Origin of the sequence: Photobacterium toruni, from assembly GCF_024529955.1 — a bacterium.
In the GTDB taxonomy this organism is placed as follows: domain Bacteria; phylum Pseudomonadota; class Gammaproteobacteria; order Enterobacterales; family Vibrionaceae; genus Photobacterium; species Photobacterium toruni.
Map to the genome: position 1 here is coordinate 12,777 of NZ_AP024857.1, position 21,040 is coordinate 33,816.

31 protein-coding genes are annotated in these 21,040 nt (G+C 39.5%); 2 read left to right on the top strand and 29 right to left on the bottom strand.

Annotated elements, in window-relative coordinates; translation table 11 throughout:
* Positions 1 to 318: 318 nt before the first annotated feature.
* The 17 genes from OC457_RS20290 to OC457_RS20370 all read right to left on the bottom strand — a co-directional run bounded on the left by OC457_RS20290 (position 319) and on the right by OC457_RS20370 (position 10,708).
* On the bottom strand, positions 319 to 489 hold the full coding sequence (locus OC457_RS20290) for a hypothetical protein (RefSeq protein WP_235866988.1): 171 nt from the start codon (positions 487 to 489) through the stop codon (positions 319 to 321).
* Between the two features lie 31 nt (positions 490 to 520).
* The gene (locus OC457_RS20295) at positions 521 to 1,282 is read right to left on the bottom strand and encodes a phage baseplate assembly protein V (RefSeq protein ID WP_080176033.1); all 762 of its coding nucleotides are present in this window, start codon (positions 1,280 to 1,282) and stop codon (positions 521 to 523) included.
* A gap of 24 nt (positions 1,283 to 1,306) precedes the next feature.
* The gene (locus OC457_RS20300) at positions 1,307 to 2,293 is read right to left on the bottom strand and encodes a hypothetical protein (protein WP_080176034.1); all 987 of its coding nucleotides are present in this window, start codon (positions 2,291 to 2,293) and stop codon (positions 1,307 to 1,309) included.
* Positions 2,293 to 3,015 (bottom strand): hypothetical protein, encoded by a 723-nt coding sequence (locus OC457_RS20305; RefSeq protein WP_144379610.1) that lies wholly within the window; start codon positions 3,013 to 3,015, stop codon positions 2,293 to 2,295. Before OC457_RS20305 ends, OC457_RS20300 begins: the two co-directional genes overlap by 1 nt.
* 98 nt (positions 3,016 to 3,113) lie before the next feature.
* A complete protein-coding gene (locus tag OC457_RS20310) occupies positions 3,114 to 3,350 on the bottom strand; it encodes a hypothetical protein (protein ID WP_080176035.1) in 237 nt (78 codons plus the stop codon).
* 2 nt (positions 3,351 to 3,352) lie between these two features.
* Positions 3,353 to 4,081, bottom strand: a complete 729-nt coding sequence (locus tag OC457_RS20315; RefSeq protein WP_080176036.1) for a hypothetical protein — start codon at positions 4,079 to 4,081, stop codon at positions 3,353 to 3,355.
* Positions 4,074 to 4,286: a hypothetical protein gene (locus OC457_RS20320; protein ID WP_080176037.1), complete on the bottom strand. Its 213-nt coding sequence runs from the start codon at positions 4,284 to 4,286 to the stop codon at positions 4,074 to 4,076. Before OC457_RS20320 ends, OC457_RS20315 begins: the two co-directional genes overlap by 8 nt.
* Before the next feature lie 11 nt (positions 4,287 to 4,297).
* The gene (locus OC457_RS20325; protein ID WP_235866989.1) at positions 4,298 to 5,230 is read right to left on the bottom strand and encodes a chemotaxis protein; all 933 of its coding nucleotides are present in this window, start codon (positions 5,228 to 5,230) and stop codon (positions 4,298 to 4,300) included.
* On the bottom strand, positions 5,214 to 5,972 hold the full coding sequence (locus OC457_RS20330) for a hypothetical protein (protein WP_080176038.1): 759 nt from the start codon (positions 5,970 to 5,972) through the stop codon (positions 5,214 to 5,216). Before OC457_RS20330 ends, OC457_RS20325 begins: the two co-directional genes overlap by 17 nt.
* Positions 5,973 to 5,974: 2 nt before the next feature.
* Positions 5,975 to 7,156 (bottom strand): hypothetical protein, encoded by a 1,182-nt coding sequence (locus OC457_RS20335; protein WP_080176039.1) that lies wholly within the window; start codon positions 7,154 to 7,156, stop codon positions 5,975 to 5,977.
* 2 nt (positions 7,157 to 7,158) lie between these two features.
* On the bottom strand, positions 7,159 to 7,473 hold the full coding sequence (locus OC457_RS20340) for a hypothetical protein (protein WP_080176040.1): 315 nt from the start codon (positions 7,471 to 7,473) through the stop codon (positions 7,159 to 7,161).
* Positions 7,470 to 8,063 carry a hypothetical protein gene (locus OC457_RS20345; RefSeq protein ID WP_080176041.1) on the bottom strand — a complete coding sequence of 198 codons (594 nt, stop codon included), beginning with the start codon at positions 8,061 to 8,063 and terminating at the stop codon, positions 7,470 to 7,472. Before OC457_RS20345 ends, OC457_RS20340 begins: the two co-directional genes overlap by 4 nt.
* Complete coding sequence (locus OC457_RS20350; RefSeq protein WP_080176042.1) at positions 8,063 to 8,302, bottom strand: hypothetical protein; 240 nt, start codon at positions 8,300 to 8,302, stop codon at positions 8,063 to 8,065. Before OC457_RS20350 ends, OC457_RS20345 begins: the two co-directional genes overlap by 1 nt.
* A 143-nt stretch (positions 8,303 to 8,445) precedes the next feature.
* On the bottom strand, positions 8,446 to 8,811 hold the full coding sequence (locus tag OC457_RS20355; protein ID WP_080176043.1) for a hypothetical protein: 366 nt from the start codon (positions 8,809 to 8,811) through the stop codon (positions 8,446 to 8,448).
* 62 nt (positions 8,812 to 8,873) lie between these two features.
* The gene (locus OC457_RS20360) at positions 8,874 to 9,143 is read right to left on the bottom strand and encodes a hypothetical protein (RefSeq protein ID WP_144379611.1); all 270 of its coding nucleotides are present in this window, start codon (positions 9,141 to 9,143) and stop codon (positions 8,874 to 8,876) included.
* A 42-nt stretch (positions 9,144 to 9,185) separates the two neighbouring features.
* Complete coding sequence (locus tag OC457_RS20365) at positions 9,186 to 9,470, bottom strand: hypothetical protein (RefSeq protein ID WP_080176045.1); 285 nt, start codon at positions 9,468 to 9,470, stop codon at positions 9,186 to 9,188.
* 101 nt (positions 9,471 to 9,571) lie between these two features.
* The gene (locus OC457_RS20370; protein WP_080176046.1) at positions 9,572 to 10,708 is read right to left on the bottom strand and encodes a tyrosine-type recombinase/integrase; all 1,137 of its coding nucleotides are present in this window, start codon (positions 10,706 to 10,708) and stop codon (positions 9,572 to 9,574) included.
* A gap of 536 nt (positions 10,709 to 11,244) precedes the next feature.
* Here OC457_RS20370 and OC457_RS20375 point away from each other — a divergent pair.
* Positions 11,245 to 11,979, top strand: a complete 735-nt coding sequence (locus tag OC457_RS20375; RefSeq protein WP_080176047.1) for a HipA family kinase — start codon at positions 11,245 to 11,247, stop codon at positions 11,977 to 11,979.
* Positions 11,976 to 12,812 (top strand): DUF3037 domain-containing protein, encoded by an 837-nt coding sequence (locus OC457_RS20380; RefSeq protein WP_080176048.1) that lies wholly within the window; start codon positions 11,976 to 11,978, stop codon positions 12,810 to 12,812. The genes OC457_RS20375 and OC457_RS20380 overlap by 4 nt, the downstream gene beginning before the upstream one ends.
* A 42-nt stretch (positions 12,813 to 12,854) precedes the next feature.
* Here OC457_RS20380 and OC457_RS20385 read toward each other — a convergent pair whose 3' ends face one another.
* The 12 genes from OC457_RS20385 to OC457_RS20435 form a co-directional block, all read right to left on the bottom strand.
* On the bottom strand, positions 12,855 to 13,055 hold the full coding sequence (locus OC457_RS20385; RefSeq protein ID WP_080176049.1) for a DUF4236 domain-containing protein: 201 nt from the start codon (positions 13,053 to 13,055) through the stop codon (positions 12,855 to 12,857).
* A gap of 395 nt (positions 13,056 to 13,450) precedes the next feature.
* The gene (locus OC457_RS20390; RefSeq protein WP_080176050.1) at positions 13,451 to 14,122 is read right to left on the bottom strand and encodes a hypothetical protein; all 672 of its coding nucleotides are present in this window, start codon (positions 14,120 to 14,122) and stop codon (positions 13,451 to 13,453) included.
* 21 nt (positions 14,123 to 14,143) lie between these two features.
* Entirely contained in the window at positions 14,144 to 14,734 is a 591-nt protein-coding gene (locus OC457_RS20395) for a tyrosine-type recombinase/integrase (protein WP_080176051.1), read from the bottom strand.
* A gap of 136 nt (positions 14,735 to 14,870) precedes the next feature.
* Positions 14,871 to 15,116, bottom strand: a complete 246-nt coding sequence (locus OC457_RS20400; RefSeq protein ID WP_080176052.1) for a hypothetical protein — start codon at positions 15,114 to 15,116, stop codon at positions 14,871 to 14,873.
* A gap of 76 nt (positions 15,117 to 15,192) precedes the next feature.
* On the bottom strand, positions 15,193 to 15,867 hold the full coding sequence (locus tag OC457_RS20405) for a DUF7168 domain-containing protein (RefSeq protein WP_080176053.1): 675 nt from the start codon (positions 15,865 to 15,867) through the stop codon (positions 15,193 to 15,195).
* Positions 15,867 to 16,181 (bottom strand): hypothetical protein, encoded by a 315-nt coding sequence (locus OC457_RS20410; RefSeq protein WP_144379612.1) that lies wholly within the window; start codon positions 16,179 to 16,181, stop codon positions 15,867 to 15,869. Before OC457_RS20410 ends, OC457_RS20405 begins: the two co-directional genes overlap by 1 nt.
* A gap of 512 nt (positions 16,182 to 16,693) precedes the next feature.
* Entirely contained in the window at positions 16,694 to 18,409 is a 1,716-nt protein-coding gene (locus OC457_RS20415; protein ID WP_096777876.1) for a protein PacB, read from the bottom strand.
* Positions 18,402 to 19,556 (bottom strand): hypothetical protein, encoded by a 1,155-nt coding sequence (locus OC457_RS20420; protein WP_210436107.1) that lies wholly within the window; start codon positions 19,554 to 19,556, stop codon positions 18,402 to 18,404. The genes OC457_RS20415 and OC457_RS20420 overlap by 8 nt, the downstream gene beginning before the upstream one ends.
* A 9-nt stretch (positions 19,557 to 19,565) precedes the next feature.
* Positions 19,566 to 19,973, bottom strand: a complete 408-nt coding sequence (locus OC457_RS20425) for a hypothetical protein (protein WP_080176056.1) — start codon at positions 19,971 to 19,973, stop codon at positions 19,566 to 19,568.
* Positions 19,960 to 20,247 (bottom strand): Rz1-like lysis system protein LysC, encoded by a 288-nt coding sequence (lysC, locus tag OC457_RS20980; RefSeq protein ID WP_442438665.1) that lies wholly within the window; start codon positions 20,245 to 20,247, stop codon positions 19,960 to 19,962. Before lysC ends, OC457_RS20425 begins: the two co-directional genes overlap by 14 nt.
* Positions 20,156 to 20,548, bottom strand: a complete 393-nt coding sequence (locus OC457_RS20430; protein WP_080176058.1) for a hypothetical protein — start codon at positions 20,546 to 20,548, stop codon at positions 20,156 to 20,158. Before OC457_RS20430 ends, lysC begins: the two co-directional genes overlap by 92 nt.
* Positions 20,545 to 20,973 (bottom strand): transglycosylase SLT domain-containing protein, encoded by a 429-nt coding sequence (locus OC457_RS20435; protein ID WP_080176059.1) that lies wholly within the window; start codon positions 20,971 to 20,973, stop codon positions 20,545 to 20,547. The genes OC457_RS20430 and OC457_RS20435 overlap by 4 nt, the downstream gene beginning before the upstream one ends.
* Between the last annotated feature and the right edge of the window lie 67 nt (positions 20,974 to 21,040).

Sequence of the window (21,040 nt, forward strand, 5' to 3'; positions counted from 1 at the left end):
AACATCATTTCTTATTTATCAGGCTGTAGGCTATCAAGACGTGAAACTAGCGGCAGCAACACAAAAATATTATCTCTAATTGCTACAAGCGGGTTGTGTCAATTAGAGACGCCAGAAAAGACAAGGATGGGGTTGAAAGCAAAATCATCTAATTGCTAAATCGTGCTAATGTTCTTTTTATGACAATATGAAAAGCATTAAAATCATGCTTTCCATAAGAAATTGGAAAGGTTTAGATATGTTACGTTAGCGGTCTATTTTCAATAAAAAGAAAATCCTTACCATGTTTAAGCTGTGACTCACTCAAATAATCAGAATTCATTCAATCTGCGCCTTTTCGCCAGCATAGTGCCCACCCCCTATCACAATCACCTCTGCAGACGTTGTTATATGTTCTACAATAGCTTTGGCAATAGCATCTGCAAGTTCATCCATTCTCCCATGCTGATTAGCTACAAATCCATGACCTTCAAGATTCGAAACAATCATTGTCTTTAAGGTATCCTGATTCAGTGCCATGTTATTTACCTGCAGTAACTGTCATTGATAAGTCAGAGTGCGGTTTCCCTGTAAATGCGCAGAGACAATCCCCCTGCACCACACCTTTTCCCTTATTAATATGGACACTTTTACCATCAATATAAACCGAACCGGTTACTTTTATTCTCCAGTATCCACCGACAGTTGCATTAAGGTTTTTACCTGTATGATCTTCAGTATCCCCTTTACTTGAACGGTGATGATCACCTTCAGTGTGCAAAATAGAGTTACCACGCGCATCAAACTCAAATGAGGTTCCACTTTCTTGATGAGTAACCCGATAAACACCACCTTTTTCATACTCCACCATAATCCCATGCATAATGTACACCCTCGAAGAGTGATACTCTTGATCTTGAGGCTTAGGTTCTTTATGGCTACGTTTATGCTGGTAAATATCGTCACCACCAAAAGCTTCCGGAGGTAAATTAGGTATTCCGCCGGGGCAATGATGTATCGAACCCGTTATTCGGGGGCGACGAGTATCTTTACGACTATGCATGTAATACGGAAAATCTACCCAAACTAAGTCACCAACATGAACAGGGGTAAAATCCCCCTCTTTGACTCTTGCTCCAAGTGGTAACTTATATGTACACCACGGCTGATCTTTATCTTGTACATCATCAAACAAACCAAAAATTCGCACTTGAACTCTAAGCATTCGTTCTGGATCATTGGTATCTAAAACAATAGCTTCAAGTTCTGGTCGCTGAAGTAATAAATCTACCGAATCACTCATAGATACCTCTTAGATGTTTAATTGTCATTTATCTAATACCCCTTTAATACGATTTAGATATCTTTTCCCCGCAAAACTATGGGCTACAGTACCTAATACAACTTTTACAGGAAGACTTTCATCAATAGGCTTTTCTAGGTCAGAACGATTCCAAACAATATCTATACAATCACCAGCCTGTAATCCGCCATTACCTTGCATATTTGCATCTAACACCGTGATAGGGATTTTAGTTAGATTATTCAATACTGCTTGGCTGGTGGCCCCTGTATGCTCAACAGGGGCGCTCACATGACGAGTAGATTTAACAATACCTTTTACGTCATCCCATCCGATATAACAACGTTGAGTCAGATCAGCGACAATGCTTTCATCGTTGGGTAACGTAAACTGGGCTATTTGGTATTTTTGCCGAGTATCGTTATAATGATATTGATATTTAGCTGATCGTTGCTGTAACTCTGCTAACGTCCTAAAGACTAAGGTTCCTCTCCGGATAAACACTACTGCTCCGAGTTCTTTTGCAATTTGGCGCAATAAACGGCTAGTTCTTTGAGCTGGCAGTAAGTGAAAATCCAATTTAAAAGGGAAAACACCAACATCGTGTGGCATGTTTGGAACTAAATGTTGAAGAATGTTACTGACAGCTTGCTTCACAAAACATCGACCGACTGGCGATGGCTTCTTGAGGTCACACAACACTTTAGGCATTAGATTAAATGTGACGTTATCCCCTTCATCAACAGGCATAGTCATCACTACCCAATCAGCCGACCAACTCAACATATCACTATTAAAAGGATCAGCTAATACTATAGTCATCACCGATTTTTCAGTGATCCCCAAGTCATCTCGTAAAATGGACTCTTTATCATCAAACACAATGATCAACTTAGGCCCATCAAGCGAGATTGTTTCAATGAAATTAGCGCGACTAAGAAAAGAAAGGTCCAGTTTTTCATCATTAAATATAATACTCTGGACTAGCTGATGTTCATGCAATCCAGCCATTACAGCGCCAACTGCTCAAGCAAATTAATACCCAAGTCCCAACGCATAGAAGGCACAATCTCAACCTCATGACCGTAAAGCACAGGTGCATTAACGACGTGATCAACTGATACTGCAAACAAACGACCCTCTGAATATCCCTGACTAATATTGTCAGTGTTGATAGTATGCGTATCCTCAATCACTACAGGAAACTCAAACTCACTACCACACAAATGATAAGATACGTTAAAACGATGCCCACCAGCACGACGATTACCAATATACATATGCCAGGCTAACAACAAACGTTCAACAGAGGCTTTATCTGCCGCCATGAAGATCACACGGTAGGTCAATGACAGATAACTAATGCTGATTTTTGTTTGATGCAGTAGATCATCAGAAAATCCAGTCACACCTTCAACAAAGCTGGCGTATTCAGCCGAAGCGGTTTCAAAGCGCAACGGGCGATAGTAGTTAATCAGCGGCAATCTAGCCTGGTTAAACTCTCGTGTTCCGTCTTTGCCTAGTTGCTTCTGATACTGACGAACTGCACGGATAAACTCACGCGGTGAATCATAGTCACCTCGAATGACTTGTTGCTTTGTCTCACGCTTAAGGAAGGCTTTAACGTGGTGGTTACAGCTTTCAGGGTTCAATGCTTTCAGTGCATCAACAATATGACAACCAAAGGCAAGGTCTACTCCATAAAAATCACTAATATCGTACCGTTCACTCATGATCATGCCCATAAAAAAGAGGTAACTATAAAGAGCATATACGCTACCTCTTTTTTGAATATCAAACGATAACAATAAAATATGTTGTTATCGTTTGCTTAGGTAAATGGTGATAGTGAGTATAAATCTTTAGGCTTAGGTGTATCTGAATTAGCCCAAGCGCGACAAGCATCAATAAAAGCATGCATTTGAGTTTTAGTATCTTCTGGGCCAACTCGTTCAATTGTTAATTGTTTACCTACCGCATAATATTTTGTGATATAAGCTTCACAACGTTCATTCACTTCAACCGAACTTAAAATATCGTTTGAATAATCAAATAGTTCATTTTCCATTATTAAGATCCCGGTTGCGCGTCATAAGGAGATTCACCGTACATTGAAGGCCAATATCCCCATTTAGGTGCATTTTTATCTAATGGAACATGACCAGATACAACCCCAGGCCAAATGAATAAAATTTCACCACTAGCTGAGCCTACAAATGGATGCGCATGCAAATAAGCCCCTGGTCTTCCATTAAAATGTGTACCGCATAGACTCCAATTGTCAGTAATGCCGTCTACCCACATGCCAGAAATACTGCCAGAAACCAATTTGGCATAACTTGCTACAGTAATATATCCAGATATATTTGCTATGGGACTAGGAAATATAGAATAGTTAGAGTGGGTGCTTGAATTATAATTACTCCACACCATTCTCATGACTCTAATCGGCGGCTGAAAATGTTGTTGGCCAGACATTCCCATTGCTGTCATGATTTCTTTTTCTTCTGCATCTCTTTCGCTCCACACAATCCCTGTGGAAATGGTTCGATATAAAGATATATCTATTGGATATTGCGAATTTTTAGAGAAATAATCTAAATCTGTACCTGTTAAATTACAATATTGATTTTTAGTTTGACGAAAGATTGCATTTTCTAATCGTGATTGCGTAATAAATTCACTGAATTTTCTTTCAGCTAAAAGCATGCGCTGGTCAATTTTACCCATCGATTGCTCAACAGCATCCGTCTGCTTCCGTACACTATCCATTAATGGTTGGAACAGGTTATCACTCATTATCATTCACCTTTATCATTCCCTTTGTTGTTAATCTGCCAGCAGATTCATTAAATATTTTAGTTAGCTCAATTGAAGCGGTCTGTAAGTATTGCTTGTACTGCTCAAACTCCAGACTTGACACCATACCTACCTGTGATTCGTGCTTAGACTGTTCAACTTGTGCCTCAGTTGCCAGATCTCGGTAATGCTTAGGAGGACACATAGAATCCCCCCTTACGCTTGATTTTGATGTGTTATTTGGACTCTAACGATAACAGGTTCAACACTCGCATCATGTGGCTGAGGACGAAAGTGAACCCCTTTTGATTTAAGTTCGATAGTAAAACCAACAGCCAGCTTCTTCTTGATATAGGCTTCAACTAATGCATTACCAACAACCAGCACTGATGCCATATAATCTGTATCTTTCGTATACGTGCCTAACCCTTCTTGAGCAGTCAAAAAATCATACGTACCTGAAGAACTAGAAATTGTGATTTCCTTCTCTTGTATCTGTCGCATGGCATTAACCATATTGACAGTTACGTGCATTTGCTGAAGAACATCGGTATCAGTTTGATTTAGCTGCTCTAACAACTTATTAATCGTGGCAACTTTTGTAGCCATGTCAGAATCGGTTGCATACGTTTCATCTAAAGCTGCAATTTTTGTCTGACTATCATTAATTGCGGTTGATAACGTTGTAAGGTTGGTCATGACCACGGCTAAACGCTGATTTAGCTCTGTGGTCATATCCGTGTTTTGCTGGGAGTTCTCGGTACGAATTGTCGCAAGCTCGGCATTAATTCCATTTTTAAGCGCTGTGAGCTTATTGTTGATCTCTACGACCTGAGAGCCATGTTCAGTACCCAATTGTCCTAAGATGACTGAAACAGAGTTAGCAAATGAGGTTAACTTAGCATTCACGTCATCGCGTAGCGTTCTAGCTGTACGGTTTAGTGACTCATCATTAACTTCATCTGCCGTTGAAACAGCGGCGAAACCTACTGATGGTGGCGAAGTGATCGTAGGAGTAGTGATCTTGTTATCTATGGGTGATATCGTAATATCGCTAGGCGACGGAGCCGTAATATCATTAGCGTCAATCCCTTTAACGGGCTGAAGTATGATATCAATTGGCTCATTTGGATCAGTCGGTATCGTCATTTATGTTATCACTCTGAAATACATCAAATATGTCAGCTACAGTGCCGACCTTATCTTGCAAGTTGCGAGCTTGTTTGTTTAAGTTTTCTTCTGTAATTTCATCGCTCTCGCTTACTTCAGGAACCGGATTGCGTAGCTTTGCAATTTTCTCTGGTGTTGCAGCCGCAGATAAGCGATTAATCACATCAGTTAAGCTCGGTACTGGATGAGGATTAGGTAAAAACTCCAACGGCTGATCAGGCGTTACTTCAAATTTATCCGGTAAGAAATCACTACCAAGATCAAACGGCACCATTTCATATTTGAAACCACCCTTACCGTGCTTACCTATTGGGTTTGCACTAAGGACGTACATCAGCGTGACCTTGATATTGCTATCATCCACCAGCTCTTCATACCAAAGTACAGATTGCTCAGGGATAGACTTTGCTTGTATTAACATCGTAATAGGAGTTTCACCATCGTCGGTATCATCACCTAAAGCCAACATCACGCTTGAGTTGTCGCTATTAGGCAATTCTAAGGCCCGAGTTTTAACAGGGCTACTATAAGAAAATGTTTCTTCTCTGGCTTCGAGATTGCCAACCACATCATCTTTGCTTGGTGTATGGTCTTCTAACGCATTCAAATCTGCTCTAAATAACAGGCATTCAAATGAGTTTGGATGAATACTCAAGCTCTTTTGTAGATCAAGTGCCATCTGTTCACTAACAGCACTGCGATTAATCGGGGTTAATGACATAGTTATAAATCCTTAGCCAGTTGTTGTGCATCACTTAGAGACACCTTGTTAATTTTGGCGAATACTTTAATCGCACTATTTCTATCAGAACCGTACATCTTGGCTCTATCTAACTCGGTTCTAAGCATTCCCTTTAATTGGTCCTTAGATGCACTTTCCGCTAATTTCTGACGAGTTTTAACAGCCTTTGATGCACTTGCCTTATCCGTTGAAACTTTGGCTTGTTGCTTATTAATCTGCTTCCGTAATTCAGCAACTTCTTTCTCAAGGCTTTTTATGTACTTTGGATCTTTTAATTGCTTCTTAAATACCCGTTTCGCTTGCTTAATTTTTTGAATTACTTTTATTGCAGCGGCTTTGTCCACATCATGAGGACGGGCTTTTTCTAACTGCTCACGGTCTTCTTTATTTAAGAACTTGTCAGTATTATCACCAGCAAATCCAGTCTTCTCTGCTTGTGCTTCCATCTGTTTTGCAAGTTGAGCCTGGACAGTTGGAGATTTAAGAGCAGCGAGGGTTTTTAATTGGTGTTTACAGCAACAACCATTTAATTTAGGGTTTCTGACTTTCGGGAAGTCTTTTTCATAGGGTGCAATGGCGTAATTACCCGCCGTAGCAACATAGCGATACCAGAATTGGTAACGCCCACACTGGCAATCAATGGACAAACCGCCCTGAAGTACCCGCTTAATCGCAGAAGGCCAGCTCCGTTGCGTCTGAGTTAACTCTTCCATCCAGTTTTCAAGCCTTATTCTGACCTGATAGCTGGTTTCTTTGTGCTTTCCTGATGCAGACACATTAAAGTGCAACAAGTCACCACGGACCTTGTATAACCTCGACGTCTTAATTTCCGTATTGGCACGATGAACATCAATCTTTCGTGATGCAACGATCAACTGCTCTAAAGGAGCACCACGATATCGCCCCCACTTCTTACTTGTGGCTTTACGCGCTTTATCAAAGGCTTTGATATCATCAATGGTAAATGGGTCACCACCAGCCTTAGAGCCGATTAAAACCGCTTGATATGCAGGTAGTTCTCCATTTCTAATGGCTTGTCTTATAGCGTTGGGTGATAACGTGTTATTAGCGTATTTTCGCTCTTGTTTTTGAGCTGCACGACGAGCGTTAAAGAACTTATCTTGTAGTTTTACATCTTTGGCGCTAGTAATTGGCTGCTTCATCGTTATTCCTGCTCAAATTGGCAGTAATAACGGATCTGTGTACGCACCCACTTAATGCTCGGTAATCGAATAAGAGAGCCAGATAGCAAATCCCCACGCATATCATCTAAGCCTGCACAAATAGCAACAATGCCCTTCATTTCAGTCGTGCCGTAATAACGTAAAGCAATAAGCTCTGGCATCTTTATTTCATCAACAGAAACTTCCCAGTTATCCCAATCTGACTCACCTTTTTGAAGCTCTTTATAAAAAGATGCCCGGATCAAATCATCTTGGATATTCAATGGACTTAAACGTGATAGTTTTGCATCTGTCATACGTTACCCTTATCTTTTTCAATCGTGATCCGCCGTAACGTACTAAAGACTGAATCTTCATTATCGGCATTGATTGCACTGAAAAATTCATCAAGGTATTGATCATTAACCTGGTGTAGATATGAAGCAGATATTGAGCACAACAATAAGCAACGTTTGAATCCATTAAAGTTGCTGTGGTCAATATCGTACTTATTCCGACCTTTATCGTCTGGAACGATGTTAACGTGGGATTCCTGTATCAAATGACGCTCAAGTCCTTTATTTAAAACTAAGCGGCCCATGCGACTAAGAGTAAAGTAGTGATCAAACGCAATACTCATATTTGCACGTCGCTCTGTAGGACTAGCAGCTTCCAATAGTAGCTTTTGCCCCCATTCACTGAACATATCGCCACGTTCTTCAATTAAGATGTTATAGCCATCATCAAACTTGGTTTTTATTTCCTTTAATAATGCCTTTTTCCATGAACCAAATGGTCCTTTAATTGGATCAACAGCTACAACAACCAACTGTTCATCAATATACGTAGCAATGGCTTTTGCGGGAGGCGTTCCGAGCAATGAAATGCAGAATATCTTCTTATTCATTAGATGATCCCTAGCACTCGCATTTCATCGTGCGTCATAGTTTCTAACACAATACCTTTCGGAACGATGATCACAGGAACAGAAAGTCGAGAATGTATAACACTCAACTGATTAGATATGGAATTAAGCTGCGCGGCGGCTTTACCTGGAGATTTACTAACATCAACTTTGAGTACCAATAATCCGTTATCAGGGATAACTAAGGACTCAATTGCGATGCGTTCTGCTAAGTCTTTCATACTGCATAGCCTGTTATCAGGAGATGGTCATCATCATGACCTTTAGGCAGAAAGTTCGCAGCAACAGGAAAGTTTTATGGGAATAGAAAGCAAAACTCCCCGTTACAGACGCAACGAGGAGTTAAAATATGATATAGGTTTATTTATTGAATAACTAACGTACCATCCTCTGATACATCAACAATCAAGCCACCCAATTTTTTAATTGGTGCCACCCAAAATAACTTTTGGTCTTCATCCGGTAGCAAATCTAATAATTGCTTTAAAATGGCTGGTGGGATTCTAATTGTTTCCGGTTCTTTACCGTATTGATTTTTAAATTGAATAATACTGCTATTAATAAGCTCGACAGCAGGGTGTTGAGCTGATTTCTGAGCCACTTCAAACGCCATTGGCTTTAATTGATGACGGACATTACCAGCATTAGCAGTATCTTCTAGCTGTGCCATTTCAAGCAGCGCATCTTTTAGTCGGTCATTTAACTTTCGCAAACTCTTTTTATTACTCATGGTCGGGGTTCCTTTTATTACATGGTTTTTATTCTACGTTTTTACAAACAATTTATATTGGGTTACCCATCACTAGAGAGTCCTTGCACTGTAAATTTATTGATCCCTAATTTCTCAATAAAGCTACCCAAGAAATTCAATCCAGACCATTCTCTGATTTGGTTAGAACCACGCGCTGCTTTCACATAATAACAAACACCACGTTCAGGATTAACACCAAAACAGTGCCATTTACATGTTTGGCTCTTTGTCGCTACAACATGATGAATGCCACCGGACTCCACCAGTTTTCGGAATTCACTAACAAGAACCAACTCCATTTTCATGCTCATAAATTCAAACCTAATATTTGTTGCCTACGAATATAATAAACGTTAAGCGTTGACCGAATCAAGTATTTGCGGTTGTCGTTTATTCTCAGAAAAATAACTCAACAAATCATCCAACGTTTCAAAGCTTTCAGACTCCAAACCTTGCGTTAAGTCTCGATCATCAAACACTACATCATAAGCGCCGCCTCGCTGATGAATACAGTAATCAACTACCACTTCATTATCTTCTTCTACAGCCAAAACTAACGGTTCAATGTCAGATTTAAGCGGTAAACGCATCTTGAGCAACTCAGCAACTTCACTTAATTTACTTACATTATTTGGCATTTAAAGCACCTCACTCATCAATACCTATTAGATATTTAATAGATATTTAATAGATATTTAATAGACACTAATCAAGTAGCCAGTAAATATTATATAAATATTCATCTTTTGCTACCCCATGATAAATCAATGTTTTTTGTTTTAACTCTACTTTGCGCCATTGCACTTTCACGAGCGAGAATAGCGCGTCCGTAACGAGCAACCATAACCTCACTGGACCAGCGCCCTGACTGTTGAATCTGTAATGTGTTATAACCTTTTCGCAATAAATCTTGAGTGGCACCAACACGAGCACTGTGACCAGTAAACGGCTTAACACCTTGGCGGCCAAGTTCTAATTCCGACCATGCAGCCTTGAAGATACCTTCTACTGTCTTAGTCGTAATGGGTTTATAAGTAACCTCTCCGGTCTCTTTATCAACTTTAGGTTTAGTGCATTTATTATGCTTTGAAACCCCTGTAAATAAGTACCCATCTTGCTTTAAATGTAATTCACCAGCTTCGATATAGTCCATAATCAAACCAACAACATCATGGCTTAAAATACACGTATCAGGATCACCGCTATGGTTAGTTTTCGTAATTGGGATCGTCAAAATTGCCGTACCATCACCAGCTAGCTCAATATCAGATAACTTAATATTAGCCAATTCAGCAGCACGTAACATCGACTCATACGCAACACCAAGCAAGGCAAGATTACGGCGTTCTAACACTCGTTCATGTTGTTTCCACTTTTCAACCAAGGCGTTTAAGTGTAATTCATTAAATGGACTGGCTTGCTTGATAGCTTCACCTGATTGCACCTTTACGCGCACCAATGCCTTATATCTGTCTTCTACAAAGACATCATTACAAGGATTAGGACATCCTGCTACTCGATGAACACGAGATATGGCCCATTTATAAATAGACAAAGTGTTTCGGTGTACCGACTCTGCTTTATAGATCAAAAACTTCTCAGTCGTGTCGGGTGATGCGGGTAATGAATGCCGTTTATTATCTAAACACCATTCAACAAAACAACCCCAGGCACTCTCCAATCGACGTAGTGTGTTGGGAGAATAACGGTCCTCACGCTTTTTGAACTCATTCAGTAAATGATTAATCGCAGCTTGAAAAACATGATCCTCAGCAACAACAACCCCTTTCTTTTGAGCTTTTTCAATAGCGGTCTTCACGTCGCTTGGGCGAACATCGGTAAAGTCACCCAACAAAGAAAGTTGATTTTCGATCATTAACTCTACACCTTTATTATTTTCGATAACAAAACAGTGACAGTGTAACAGTTAAACACTTTTCATCTGTTGGGTAAATTCTTACTCGCCATGAAGAAAACATAATACTCCCTTACGTATAATTGTCAATTTCTGAGAATTACACTTCTCAGAAATTGACACGAAAAGCGTGAGTCACCACCTTAAATTCGGTTACACCGTAACAGTTAAAAACTTTTAAAGTTTACATAGGATTATCTTCTTTTTATGGCAATAGAAAACTAATCCGCATTAAAGATCGAGCCCAACAAAAAAGAAACATCGCCCACGACAATAAAGCCATAACTCATTCAACTTTTAAAATCTATAACTACGCTTTTGTTGTTGTACGTATTATTTGTGATGTCATTATCACTGTTACGTAATAAGGGAGTCAGTAATATAAAATTATTGTAAATTATGCAGTTAATCGTTATGCACTCACAAATCAAGCTGCTACAATCCCACGATTATCTCAATTTATATTTTTTTGTTGTTGTATTTGTAATGAGGTTGGTGTGACAGGTATTCTGACGCTTGAAGTAGAAGAGCTCATACGACGATCTTATCAAGGAAAAACAAATCCTTGGTACTGTCGTTTAGATGACGGAGATAACTATTACATTAAAGGGCAAGAGGCCCTGCACCAAGGTTTAATTAAAGAGCTACTTTGTGCTGAGTTAGGGCGAAATCTTGGCTTACCTATCCCTAGCTCTACTATCGCATATCTTGATCCTTGTTTACTTGAGCATTATGATGAGGCAAAAACGGATTTTGGCGGCGGTGATTGTTACGTCTTTGCATCTAAAGAGGTGCCAAATCTTGTTGAACTTAAATATTCTGATTTAGCCTCAATCAACCCACAATTAGCCAAGCTAATATTTTTATTTGATTACCTTATTAAAAATGAAGATAGAACACTAACAAGGCAGAGTGGAAATCCAAATTTATTCATCAATCCAATCAGTAATAATTTGGTAGTTTTCGATCATAATATGGCGTTTGATACTGATTATAACTTTGAAAAATATAAAAATATCCATGCGTTTAGCTCTTTTTGGTACAGTACGCAGCTTGATTTACATTTCAAAAATGAGATGATGGATAAATTACCCGTTGCTATCACTAGTTTGGCTCAGTATGCTGAACATATTCCTAAAGAGTGGTTAGAAAATTATCCTGACCTCTTAACCGAAATATTCACTACACTTAACTTATATAAGCAACATCAATTTTGGGAGGCACTACAATGAGCATGGGTTGTTTATACGCAATCATCAGATTCGCTCCCTATGCAGAGACAGGCGAGTTTGCTAACGTCGGTATTGTGCTGTGCGTTCCAAAGACTAAGTTTTTTGATTTTAAGCTGGCACCTGTAAAATTCAAACGTATATCTCAATTTTTTGATGACATCGATAATAAACTTTTTGCCGCAACAATCAGTAATATTGAACAAGAGTTAGGGCGCATAAGAAACTTCGCAGGTAGTTCTGGTGAAGATAAAATAGCAGATATATTCAAAGAACTCACAAGAGATCGTGAAAGCATCATACGCTTTGGTGAAATAAGAAGTACATTACTTAAAACGCATCCTAACGACCTAATTGAAACACTCTATGAGCGTTTCATTGGCCGAGACTTTGTAACAAAGCAATATCGTGAAGCAGCTATGGTAAGAGCGATCAGACAGGAATTACGAGTAAAAGGAATGCCAGCTTACACCGAAGGAAAAGTAAGTAATGATCTAATAGAGGCCACCTTTCCTTTTGTTAATAATGACAACGGTCCAAAAATTATAAAACCTTTAACATTCCAACAACCCACTACAACTAAGATTATTGAACATGGTGAATTTTGGCACTGGAAAGTTAAACGGCTAATTAAAGCCGGAAGCCTAGAAAGCGACAATATATTATTACCATTTGAAAGCCCTGTAACGACAAATATACAATTACATAAAGCCTATCAAGAAGTAGTGAATGAGTTTAATGCCATTAATGTTAATGTGACTAATTTTAGTGATACTACAGCACTGCTCGAATTTGCTACTCGTGATCTTGGGCCTGAAAAATTCCAGCTTAGATAATAAAAAGCCGCAATTAATTGCGGCTTTTTATTATCTAAAATACTATTCATTTTTATTTTTTAGCATTGATAACTTTTTTCTAACAGATAAACCAGTACCCACCAGCGAACCACTTAGCCATACCCCACGCCTACCGACATTCAATTTAATGTATCGACAGCCCACGGTAACTGAAAAACCGCCCTTTGAAACATTGAACCATAAAAATGGAAGGAAACGGATTCTTTTTTGATATCTAATCATTCGTACACCACAAAATAATACTTATTTAATACCAATTAGATACTTATTAAATAGTTAACCAATATTAACTAAGTATTCTATTTATATCGTTAAATTAGAACCCAACCAGGAAAAACAATAGAGATTTCTATCTATTTACATATAAATCACAAACATACACTCTATTAGCAACCTTTATGTACGATATTTAAAATGAATAATTGTAGACCAAATATCACGTAACCTTTCAGGGTAATCAGTTGCGCCCAATGCACTAATGATTAGCGTTTAGCTACGAGTGTTCATTAGCAGTGTGTCGGTACTGTACATTCTGAGTTTCTATAGTGATATTCAATCTACAATCAGATTTTCATCTTTTTTATTTGCCGCGTACAAAAGGCAAGCTTTTAAGGCCGTTATTCTTGATTAGCACCGGTTGCACGTTGACCTTTAAATGCAGAGACAACTTCCTCAAAAACACTATCTAGCAAACCAAGGGCTTTGGGGGAGATTACACGCTCCGCCACTTTCTCCCCGCTTGGTGACAAAACGACGACCAATCGTTCGACAGGGCGTTCCCACGGTTTAAGCAAGGTCTGCTGACCATCCAATATGATAAGCTGGTATCCTCGCTCCTGAGCAATCTCAACCGACGTACAACCAACCCCTTTAAGGCATTCAAAAAGCCAACATATGAACCTAGCTGCCTCTGCTTTAAAAGCCTCTTCAGTTAACAAAGCGATATCCATCTGGGACTTTTTCAGATCATCAACACTAAAACTAAAGCGCGAGTCTAGTGATGGGTTACATGCTACAGAAGTTCGTTGCCAAAAATCCTCAGATTTGAATATCCTCTTCGCAAGCATAAGTTCTGCATACACCTCCTCAACCGAACCACTATTTGCGTTTGAACCCAGACAACTATTTGGTACTGTCATTGATTGAAAAATCTTCCCTCTTACTGAAGATATAGCATCCTGAAGTGTTGAGGGGGAAAATAGGGAGGATTCTCTGGTTTGAAAAGCAACGCCTTTCTTGGCTTCATCTTCAAAACAAGAACTGTAAGTAGCACCTTTTATGATTTTCATAACTGTATCCCTAAATGATTCCTACAATCCAATCTCAACACTCAAATACACATCACGCACACGCTCATCTGTGATCCCAATGTATTTAAATGTCTCACTAACTGAAGAGTGGTTAAATAGCTTTTGCAGTACGTTGATATCTGTATTGTTCTTATATGCATGATATCCAAACGTTTTACGCAAACTATGCGTATTGAGTCTGTAATCCAATCCTAGCGATTCTTTAACATCAATCAACTGAGTGCTCACATATTGGCGAGATATTGGCTTATGTTCGCCCTTAGTGCGATTCCCAGTACCTTCAAACAAATAAATAGCATCAGGATTTAACAGTCGCAACCGTTTAATTGCTTCCATTGCTGATTTATTGAGAGTCAATTTTTTACCTTTGCGTGTTTTCTTTTCTTCCAGCTCTACATAACCAACAACACGACCTTCCAGATCCATTTCTTTTATATCATCAAATTTCAGCTGCAAAAGATCACTAATACGAAGTGCCACATTGCAACCTAGCATAACTAATTCAGCTTCGCGGTTTTTACCCCACTTTTGGAAGCGTCTATAGATAGCACGCACATCATCAAGATCAGTAATAGGTGATACATCTTTCATCGTTGATTCTCACTGGAATATCTAATTTTATATTATCTCATTTTGTAAACTAAGCAAGCGAGATAATAAGCACTAAATCATTAATTTTCGCATAAACCCTCAACATTGAGGGTGTATGGTGAAAACTAACGATTAACTAAGCTGAAACGATTCTCACAACCGGACGAAAACAAAACGCCTTACCATGATCAAACTCAACATGTCCACATTCTGTAATTTTACTAATCACATGTTTACCTGATTTAATCCAATCAGAACTAAAGCTTCCACTGCCAACCTCAACAATCTCTACAACATCACCGACATTAGCACCAAGACGAGCCATCTCTTTTGCAAGATTTTGGTTCTCATAATGCTTAACGTCAACCTGAGTGCTTAACAAGCGAACGGTATTACCTTGCCATTTAACTCTTTACCAAATAATTCATGGGCTTCATCTGTAATAATTACCGTTGTCATTACGCACTTACTCCTAACTTCATTGTTTCTGTTCCATTAACAGGTGTATGGATTGCTACTTGACCACCCAATTTATGGCCTTCTGCATAATCATCAATAGAGCCGCCTTTGCGTCTAACACTCTTTGCAGTTCCAATAACAAAAGATTTATCACGGTTTTTGTACCTTTCAATCGTTTCTCTATCTTCTGAAGAAATAACTTCCTCTATAAGATTTGATACAACAGCAAACACCCACCCTTCACAAAAAGCATCAGCACGAACTGTTTTATTTTTCTTTAATAAACGATGATGTAACGTTTGAATATAATCACGTCGTGCAATCTTTAATTGACGATAAATTACATCGAAAGCATAAGCGGCGGTCATTGCTTTTGCTTTATGGCCCAGGAATTGAGGTGATGCTTTGCCGCCAATTGTTATTAACATCGGTACGACACCGAATGTCTTAGCAATTTTACTTATTAGACGAGCTACATACTCAACAGGCTTCTGTTGAATGCTACTACGACAGGTAGTCTCACCCATTTCGATAAACTGAATATCTTCATCAGATAAACCATACTTACGCATCAGCTTTTGAGCCATAGCCAAAGCGTTAGCCGCTTCGTTTGCATTACCAGACTTTGCCAGCTCAAGGCACTTTTGAACCTTATTTAATTGCTTCTCGTTCATTACGCTGCCTCTGAAATCAATTCGAATACTAATTTATGATTCCATGAATCAAGACAAAGACCTGCATTAACAATATCAGCATCCCACTCACCAGGGGTACTATCAATTTGAACAGCTAACGCATTAATTTCAGCATTCAAGTCTTGTAACTTCGCCTGCATGTGACGTAAAAGGGCTGACTTACCAGTTTTCTCAAACTCTGACATCGTGCCGTAATAAAACTCAGTTTCACGTATGTAACGCTTATCTATTTTATGATCTTGAGCGTTATATTTTTTAATAAAACTGACAATGGTTCTCATTTGTCTTTTCACTGAATCACCTTTGGTCGGGGTTAATGTTATTGCTTAAACGAGAATATAAGCCTGTTTTGTAATTTAGACAAGGAAAAAAGATAAAAAAAGCAGTAACAGCGGTAGTTTTCTAATTGCTACAACGTGGTTGTGTCAATTAGAGTCGATAAAAAAGGCACTTGGATAATTCCAAGTGCCTTTCGTTCATTATCATTCTGGCTAAAAATGACGCTCAACATATTCGCTAGTGGTTAGTTTTATGGACAACGACAGCAAATAAAGGAGGATAGAACCTTTATCGCTTACCGAACTCCGATTCGTCAAAAAATATGACACCGTTGCAAATATGTAGAGTGAGATGCTGCACCAACACCACATCAATATACCGACTCTATGATTACCGTCGCTACAACATTTTTTTATTTATCATTAAAAAGCTAGTGTTTTAACGCACACATATATTAGGCACATTGTTCCTATATAAAAATCATGGTTATTTTTTACACAGCCTTATCCCCAATAACAGGGGATAACTAAGCTCGTATATAAACTTTATAAAAATCATCTAATCGTTCAATTTCCAATAACGCCAATTGAGCATAACTATCTAAACCATCTTCTAACCAACCATCACATGCTTGATGTAGCGACTTCCTTACATCGAGGTATTCATCTTCATTGCACACAACAACTAAACCGGACTCGATAGCCTCAATTGCACGCTCAGATGGTGTCTGATCATCACTATGACCAAGTAATTCCATTGCTTTAGCCAATGCATCATCAGCTTCACCATTGTTTTCCTGGCTAAGAGGGATGTAATCAACAAGCCAGAAAAATGCCGTCGCATCAAAAATATCGGGGGATTTTATACCTTCACTTCTAAGCTGCTTCTTACTATAGATCCGCCATTTACCCAACTCATCAAATTCATACGGGATCTTTGTAAACTGCTTAATTAGTTTCTTATTAAACTGTTGGCTTTCACCATGACATAACTGGACCCTACCACCTTCCAAACCTTCTTTAAGCATGACCGCAGCATAATCTTTCTCTTTCGGAAAACGCTGCTTAATTGAATTGGCGTGTGGTGGTCGACCCCAATGAATACGTGTAACATTAACGCCTAACTTTTCACACTCTTGTGCTGTTGTTAGACCATAACCATCAGCATCAATACCTACCGTAATGTTTTCATAACCAGCTATCTCTTGATGAATAAAACGAGCAAACTGTACGCCATCCATGTTTGAAGGCGCTTCAATAGCCTTGACCTCTTGTACTTGCCGTTCACTTCCATATCCACACACTCGAGCGATTTTTAATACAGAACTATCTCTACCTTCACCGCCGGACACATCAGCTGTAGCAACCCATCCCCACTCTTCAGTAAATTCAATTTCAGTATTAAAGCCTTTTGTAACAGCACTTCGAGTGATCAAGAAACCTTTTGCATTATCAGGACAAATACCTAATACGCGAATTCCATATTCTGGACTATCCGTGCCTCCATACTCAATCCGCTTTTCACGAATGAACTTCATAGTAACGAATGGGCTATGTTCACTATTTAACGTAATTGCGGTGTAAACACCTTGCTCAGATAAATCAGTTTGAGAATCAGCAAAATGTCCAGTCGGACGTGTAAACTGACTGATCAATAAAATTTTGTTGTTATCTTCTGTCAATGCGCCACGAAGAACCTCAAATGCACGATCAGATACACCGGATGCTTCATCCACTACGACCATATAATCACGTCTATGCTGGCCCGCAAGTGCTTCTTCATTACCTTTAGAACACGTCTTACCGAATATTTGCCAAATCCCTTTGTAGCCTTTCGCGTAAAACGATTTTGCAGTCATGACAAAGTATTGTTCTAACCATGGCTGTCTCTGGCATATTTTCACCCACAAACGTTTGATATAACTAAATACAACGTTTGTCACCTGATCTAATGAGTTGGCGGTTAACATGCAAAGTGATTCGGGATGAGTTATAGCCCAGTGTAGACAAATACCAGCAGTTAAATGCGACTTCCCTGTACCATGTCCTGATGCCACAGATACAGCCGCCCCAACAGGTGTTATGGCGCTAACAACCTCAAGTTGCTGCATAGAAAGATCCATACCAGCAACATCATGTAAAAAAGCGAGTGGGCGACTGCGATAACTAGCAGCAAAATCAAGATAACGAGGATCAAGCGTTATCGCTGAATATCCTTTTTTACCTTTTTTTCGCTTAGCCATGCTGAGCATCCTCAGCGTTTAGTGCATCTAACTCAAGTAATCGTTGGGCCATAAAGTCTCCCGCCGATTGTTTACTACCAAGCTGAAGTTGACGTTCGCGCTCTTCAACCATCTGCGGTGTGACAGCATCTTTTGGTAAACTAGACTCATCATCACCATCGTCACCCAGCTCATAACGGATTTGAGCCAGCAAATTGGCAGGTATATCTATCGCATTAGCAGAAAGTATATTGCCTGCCGCAATTGCATCGATGATCCCGTCGGCTAATTGATTAAAAGTGGTACTTTGTATTGCTAACCGTTCGGAATGTGACAACACATGCCCTTGCAATAACTTTTGTCGCAATGACTCAAGATTAGCAATTCGCCCCATCCAGCGGTCAATCACTGCATCCCAGTCAATACGACGCATCTTAATAGTCATACCCAACGGACCAAGGTTATCTTCAAAGGAGTCAGGTTGCATTGCACCATAATTAAAACGGGCGGGGACAGTATTTGAGGGCACAACATTCCCTTCGTTATCTACTATTGAAGGTGGTGGTGGCTCAGAAGCAGCCCGCAACTTTTCCTGTTCGATTACTCGCTCTAAGTATTCTTGCTCACCTTTTTGTCTAAACGCATCAGCTAGCTTTGCACGAGCCAATGCTAATTCTTCATCAACACCACCTGCTTTACCTAAAGCATCCTCATAAACAACTCTCATCTCATCAGATAGACATTGAGCATAGAGTCCATGAGTAACGGCATTACGATTGCCACGTTGTCCACCTTTTCGTTTTGCGCCCGCATTAGATTGTGATCGATCACTATTACGCACGCGCTCCCCGTCAGGCTTCCCATAATTATGCGTAACATCATGTTTATATTTATTATTTTTAACGTTACCATTGTTAATGGCTTTATGTTTCCGATCAGAATTATGATCATTTTTTCGATCATTACGATCATTTTGCTGATAGGAACGAGAGATGTCAGCCAATTCAATCTCACCCTTCCTATATTTTGTAAGAGATCGAGTCAAGGAACCAAGCGGAACACCTTCATCTTCAGCAAACTGTTTGTTTTTATATGATTGGTCCTGCTCTTGCCGTTGAAACAACAACGACAAAAGCACAGACCAATCGTGTGTTGGTTTACGCGCCATCTCAACCCCCTAAGGAATAACAACTATTTCGACGTGAGATGGAGCTATGTTTAAATCAGATTCACCTCCTGCCTTTTCGGTCTCAAGATTTTTCAATCTCTTTGATAAATCAGAGATTTTTTTCTTAAGCACTTGTCGCTCCTTATCCCATTCAGCTCGTTCTGATTCAAGCTGTTCTCGATGGTTCTTTTCTAAAACAGTTAGCCGTCTTTCTAGATCCTTTTGCAATTGCTCCATAAGCTTATTTTGCAATTCAACTAATGATGTTGCCCCTTTGACAATTAATTCGTCAGCACGTAAATCATCAAGACGTTTATCACGAATCTTAATGAAAAAGCTCCACATACCTGCACCACACAGCGCAGTTACCACTGGAACAATCACATCTGTCACCACAAAAGCTTCATTTGCTGCCATCGGGTTCTACCTCATTGTTTACCCAATCACGAAGTGACTTCTTATCGACGTTGCACTCCTTGATAATGGCTCTTTGCTCTAAATTTAAGGCCACCGAATCTTCAAAAAACTCACCCTTCAGTTCACCGTAAGGACAATCTTTAAGCCACTTTTCTGGCGGGTATACCTTCTTTTCCACCGTCTTAGTGACTGTTATCGTTTGTGTCTGAGCGGAGCAGCCTGATAGCATAATCAGGCATACGAACGCGCATACACTTAGATTTACCCCCTCCATTACTCACCTCCGTTCTAAGTTTATTTAACTGCTCGTTTAACTGGTGGGTAATCTTTTTTTGAGAAATTTCACGTCCTGAAGATATTTCTCGCTCACGCTCTAATGCGGCTTCTGACTCAACATATCTAAGATTTGATGATTTCAAATCTAATTTTTGTTGTTCATTTGTCTGCTGAAGTAGCGAAAATGATGCAGATAAAACTTCTTTGTCTTCATGAAGTGTCTGGATATTGAAATACTGGACGCCTATGACGCCCAGTAAAACAATCCCAGAACCACTCATTAAAATGAATGGATTCATAGGAATTTCATCTCCAACCACCATCGCCAGTTTCGAGAAACATACGTTTTGGTTTCTTTTGCGTGTTTGCCTGTAACCTGTGGTAAACATTTAATAATGTCACTATACAAATTAGGGTTCCCACACAATTTTTGAGATTTCAATATCCAGCCCGCACCTGCGTTATAGCTAGCCCAACCAAGCGATATTTGATCAGCCATTGGACGAGGAGAACTCCACATTCTCAACCGACTGGCCATATAGAATGCCGCAGCTTCGATATTATGTTCGACGCTAAAAACAGACACTCCGCTCCATCCCATCTGTTTTGACACTTCTTGCCACGTCCCAGGCATAAACTGACCGATACCAGACGCGCCAACATAACTCACGGCGTTTGGTTTTAAATGACTCTCTTGATAAAGCTGAGCTTTTAGAATTTCCATTCCATACACGGCTTCATATTCGGGTAGCCATCGTTTAGCAGCCTTACGGATCAAGTTATCGTATGTG